The organism is Sutterella parvirubra YIT 11816, from assembly GCF_000250875.1.
Taxonomy (GTDB): domain Bacteria; phylum Pseudomonadota; class Gammaproteobacteria; order Burkholderiales; family Burkholderiaceae_F; genus Sutterella; species Sutterella parvirubra.
The window spans coordinates 38,815-42,754 of record NZ_JH605000.1 but is presented as its reverse complement, the minus strand read 5'-3'; the positions used below and the strand labels follow the sequence as shown (position 1 = coordinate 42,754).

Annotated in this window: 6 protein-coding genes; all 6 read left to right on the top strand. The window is 64.1% G+C overall.

From position 1 onward, the window contains the following. On the top strand, positions 1-420 hold a 420-nt coding region (locus HMPREF9440_RS07735), incomplete at its 5' end, for a hypothetical protein (RefSeq protein ID WP_040764741.1). A gap of 154 nt (positions 421-574) precedes the next feature. Then, on the top strand, positions 575-841 hold the full coding sequence (locus HMPREF9440_RS12430) for an AAA family ATPase (RefSeq protein ID WP_392391999.1): 267 nt from the start codon (positions 575-577) through the stop codon (positions 839-841). After that, entirely contained in the window at positions 727-1,944 is a 1,218-nt protein-coding gene (locus HMPREF9440_RS07730) for an AAA family ATPase (RefSeq protein ID WP_008543066.1), read from the top strand. Before HMPREF9440_RS12430 ends, HMPREF9440_RS07730 begins: the two co-directional genes overlap by 115 nt. A 270-nt stretch (positions 1,945-2,214) precedes the next feature. Beyond that, positions 2,215-2,427 carry a 30S ribosomal protein S21 gene (gene rpsU, locus HMPREF9440_RS07725; protein WP_005431181.1) on the top strand — a complete coding sequence of 71 codons (213 nt, stop codon included), beginning with the start codon at positions 2,215-2,217 and terminating at the stop codon, positions 2,425-2,427. A 97-nt stretch (positions 2,428-2,524) separates the two neighbouring features. Continuing rightward, positions 2,525-2,974 carry a GatB/YqeY domain-containing protein gene (locus HMPREF9440_RS07720; protein ID WP_008543062.1) on the top strand — a complete coding sequence of 150 codons (450 nt, stop codon included), beginning with the start codon at positions 2,525-2,527 and terminating at the stop codon, positions 2,972-2,974. Between the two features lie 285 nt (positions 2,975-3,259). Next, positions 3,260-3,940: DNA primase (locus HMPREF9440_RS10735; RefSeq protein ID WP_008543060.1), on the top strand; the 681-nt coding region annotated here is incomplete at its 3' end.

The following is a 3,940-nucleotide window of genomic DNA, read 5'->3' as shown; positions in this document are numbered from 1 at the left end:
GACCGTCAGGGCTGGCGGCCCGGCGCCCGTGCCGTGCGGGAGGCCGGGATCTTCTCGCCCCTTCTTGAAGCCGACTTTGAGAAGCACGAGATCCGCGAGCTCGCCCGCCGTTGGGGGATGCCGGACGCCGACCAGGCGGCGAGGCCCTGCCTCATGACGCGCTTTCCCTACGGGCGGATCCCGTCCGAAGAGGAGCTGAAGCGCGTCGCCGCCGCGGAGTCCGCGTTGGAGCCCTTGGTTCGTTTGGGGTTGACGTTCCGCGTGCGCATGCTCCCCGAAGGAGCGGTCGTGCACGTGGGGAAGGGCGCCGCGCCCGGGATATTGAAAGAAGCCCGCGTGAGGACGGGTTTGCCCGTCGTTGAAGTCGAGACGCTCTCGGGGTGGTTCGACCGGCCGAAGGAAGAGAAGAAGCCGGACTGAAGAAGTCGGGTGGAGTCAAGAGCGGGGTGCTGAGAGGCGCCCCGCTTGATTTCAGTGCCTCGTCCTTGGTTACACTGACTGCAGCTACAACAACTGTAGCTGCGACTGTTGTGGTCATGATGCTCACGGTGAAGACGACCCGTGTGGAGGACGCATGAAGTTCTACGGACGAACCGAACCACTCGAAGCGGTGCGGCGGGAGCTGCGGTTGTCGGATAAGAGCTCGCGCCTGGTGGTCGTCCAGGGCCGCCGCGGCGTCGGCAAGACGACGCTCATGCTGAAGGTCGCGAAGGAGAGCGGCCGCCCGTGCTCTACTTCTTGGGCTCGCGGAAGTACGCCGAGGCAGAGTTGGCTCAGATCTGGATGGATCAGGTCCGGGAAGTCTTTGGTCTCAATGAGGACGACGGCCCGCGCCGCCTGACGCTCGGGAACGTCGTCCGGTTCGTGATGAGGCTCACGAGAGAGAAGCCCTCCCTGATGATCGTGGACGAGTGCCAAGCGCTCGACGCCGTTGCGCCCGCCTTCTGGGCGGACCTTCAGGGCGTGTGGGATCTGGGGAAGGACGACTCGCGCCTCCTTCTCATGATGGGCGGCTCGGTCACCTCGATCATGCGGCGCATCTTCGACGATGCGGGCGAGCCGCTCTTCGGCCGTCAGGACCTGTCGCTGACGCTCCGGCCCTTCACGCCCGGCGAGATGCGCAGGGTCTTCTTGGAGCTCAACCCGCGCGGGAGCGCCGACGACCTCATTACGTTCCACGCCGTCACCGGGGGCGTTCCGGGCTATGCGGCGTGCTTGGCCGACAGGACGCCGCTCACGCGGGAAGACCTCCTTCGGTGGATCTTTTCGGAAGAAGGTGAAGCCTTCCGCACGGAGGGCGACATGCTCCTCGCAACGGACTTCCGGACCGAATCCTCCGTCTACGAGCGGATTCTTCGGGCGGTGACTTTCGGCGCCGACACGTGGACCTCGATCAGTGAGCGGCTCCAAGGCCAAAACCTCGCGGGCTACATGGACAGGCTCGAGAACCGCTACGGGCTCCTTGCGAAGCGCCCGGCGCTCTTCGCGTCGGGGACGCGGGGACTGCGCTACGGGTTCGCCGACCCGTACTTCCGGTTTTGGTTCCGGTTCGTCGAACCTGCTTTCTGCCGACAACTCGCCGAGCGGGGCATGTGGGATGCCCTGCGTGAGAACTGCCTGCGCTCGTGGGACGCCTTCACGGAAGGGACGCTCGCAGACTGGTTCCGTCAAATCTACGGGGCGGACCCGCGCTGGACGATGACGGACGCTTGGTGGGACCGGCAGGGCGGGAACGCCGTCGACCTCGTTGCGCTCAACGAATGGACGCAGGCGCTCGAGATGGCGGACGTCCGGCGCCTGCCGGAGCGGATCGACCTGAAGGCGCTTGCCCGAAAGGCCGAGGTCTTCCGGAAGGCCTGCGCGCCGCAGTTGCAGGGCTACGGCGAACCGCGCCAGCGGGGACTCACGCTTGAGGACGTCCTCAAGGCCCCCGAAGAACTCTGACCGGCGCGGCCTGCACGAACCCGGACATTGCCGTGACGGCGGGGGGGCGGCAGCTCGCAAACCCCAAAAATCCGCCCCTATCCGCACAAACTCTGCGCCGAGTGTGCGGGCGTTTCCCGAAACACGGCAAAAAATTGGGCTCCGGGCGTTGAAATGAGGGCCGGGCTGTGCGAGAATGCGCCCTTCGCATCCTCGGCATCTTGTCCCGGAACCAGACGCCGAGGGCTTGAAAAACCAAATTTCCGGGTCATCACAATTCCAGGTGTTTTAATGCCCACTATCCGCGTTAAAGAAAACGAACCGTTTGAAGTCGCCCTCCGCCGCTTCAAGCGCACCATCGAAAAGTCCGGCCTCCTGACCGAACTCCGCGCGCGCGAATTCTACGAAAAGCCCACCGCCGAACGTAAGCGCAAGAAGGCCGCCGCCGTCAAGCGCCACTACAAGCGTCTTCGCAGCATGATGCTCCCGAAGAAGCTCTACTAATCGGTCGGTCGATTAGGCAAGTTTCCCGCCCCCGGAAGCGCATTCCGGACGGGGTCGACTGAACCCCATTTCCCACTGACATTCAGCCTCACGAAGGATGGTGATGATTAAGGACAGAATCCGCGAAGATATGAAGGCCGCCATGCGCTCGCATGATGCCGCGCGTCTGAGCACGATTCGTTTGCTCCTTGCCGCGATCAAGCAGCGTGAGATCGACGAGCAGATCGAAGCCGGTGATGAAGACGTGCTTGCCGTGATCGGCAAAATGGTCAAGCAGCGCCGCGACTCGGTCGAGCAGTACCGTTCGGGCGGCCGCGAGGACCTCGCGGCGAACGAACAGGCTGAAATCGACGTGCTTTCGACGTACCTTCCGCAGCAGCTCTCCGACGAGGAAGTGGCCGCGATCGTCGAGGAAGCCGTCGCCGAAGTCGGCATGACCGGCATGGCCGCGATGGGCAAAGTGATGTCCGTCGTGAAGCCGCGCGTCAACGGCCGCGCCGACCTCGGGAAGGTTTCGGCCCTCATCAAGGCGCGTCTGACCGCCTGATGAAGCGCTCGTCGGCTCGCAGCCGGCGGTTTTCATCGGACAAGGGCTCCCCACCTGGAGGCCGCGTCCGAACGCAAAGAAATTGGCGCTCCCATGCATTTGGGGGCGCCTTTTTCTTGAGTCCCCTATTTGGGGAGGCCCGAACAGGGGGCTTGACTTCCATTAACGAACGTCTCCGCCAATCCCTGTACGCTTCTCCTTTTGTCGGAAGCTCCCCTCGAAGAGGGATTCCAAGGCCTTCCGACGAACCGAACCGGTTACCGAACACGCCCCTTTTGCTCCAGCATGATCCCCGCAGGCTTCATCTCCAACCTTCTCGACCGCGCCGACATCGTCGACGTGGTGCAGCGCTACGTGCCGCTCCAGAAGAAGGGCCGCAACTGGATGGCCTGCTGCCCCTTCCACAAGGAGAAGACGCCGAGCTTTGCGGTCAATCCGCAAAAGCAGTTCTACAAGTGCTACGGCTGCGGCAAGGCGGGCGATGCGATCCGCTTCATCATGGAGATGGAGCATCTCGAATTCCCCGAAGCCGTCGAGAAGCTCGCCGGGATCTACGGGATGGACGTCCCGCGGGACCGCTCGCCCCGGGCGGCTGCGGAGCGCGAACGCGCGAAGTCCCTGGCCGACTTCATGAAGGACGCAGCCGACTTCTACACGGCGGAGCTGCGCCAAAGCCAGAAGGGGATCGAATACCTCAAGGCCCGCGGGATCAGCGGGGAGACGGCCGCGCGCTTCGCGCTGGGCGTCTCGCCCGAGGGGTGGCATGGGTTGAAGGCCGTCTTCGGCGACAAGTATGAGAGCGGCGAGCTTCTCACCGCCGGTCTCGTCAACGAAAAGAACGGCCGCCGCTACGACGCCTTCCGCGACCGTTTGATGTTCCCGATCCGGAACGTGAAGGGCCTCGTGATCGGCTTCGGCGCGCGCACGTTCAAAGGCGACGAGCAGCCGAAGTACTTGAACTCCCCC